Source organism: Liquorilactobacillus oeni DSM 19972 (genome assembly GCF_001436275.1).
Lineage (GTDB): Bacteria > Bacillota > Bacilli > Lactobacillales > Lactobacillaceae > Liquorilactobacillus > Liquorilactobacillus oeni.
This window is the reverse complement of the sequence record NZ_AZEH01000033.1, coordinates 1-770: the sequence shown is the minus strand read 5'-3', so window position 1 is coordinate 770 and position 770 is coordinate 1. Positions and strand designations below refer to the sequence as shown.

1 protein-coding gene is annotated in these 770 nt (G+C 37.7%); it reads left to right on the top strand.

Translation table 11 applies throughout. The features are described from left to right. Positions 1 to 162: 162 nt before the first annotated feature. Positions 163 to 627: an IS200/IS605 family transposase gene (gene tnpA / locus FD46_RS03975; protein ID WP_057895900.1), complete on the top strand. Its 465-nt coding sequence runs from the start codon at positions 163 to 165 to the stop codon at positions 625 to 627. Positions 628 to 770: the final 143 nt, after the last annotated feature.

The following is a 770-nucleotide window of genomic DNA, read 5'->3' as shown; positions in this document are numbered from 1 at the left end:
TTTATTGTCTTTAGACCTAGTTGAGCTCGCTAGTGTGCGAAACAATAAACCACCCGCTATGCGGGCGGAAAACAAAAGGGTTAAACCCAAAAACGTCCCTCTTAGATTTAAAATGTGGGTGTCGAAGCCAAACATAAAAATCTAAATGAGACGTTATAGGTAATGGCGAATAAACTTAATAGTCTCGCACATACGAAATGGTTGTGTAAGTACCATATTGTATTCACACCAAAGTATAGGAGAAAAATCATTTATAATCAATATCGACGAGATTTACAAAATGATATTCGCTTATTGTGTCAGTATAAGGGTGTAAAAATACTGGAAGGTCATATGATGCCAAATCATGTTCATCTACTTTTAAGTATTCCACCCAAGTTGAGTATTTCAAGTTTCATGGGATATATGAAAGGAAAAAGTGCACTAATGATGTTCGATCAACATGCAAATTTAAAATATAAATTTGGAAATCGTCATTTTTGGTCGGAAGGTTATTATGTTAGTACAGTGGGTATGAATGAAACAACAATTAAGAAGTATATTCAAAATCAAGAAAAACATGATCAAACCGTCGATAAGTTAAGTGTAAGAGAGTACTGGGACCCTTTTAAGGGCCAAAGTAAGTAGTACAAATACCGCTTAAAGCGGTGGCAACAGTGGCAAACGCAGTTTGGCTTTGACACACAAAAAAGCCAGCGCCTTGAGACGCCGGCCGATACATAGGGCTTATAGCCCTGGAGCAAACCACCCGTTAGACGGGTGGTTATGAT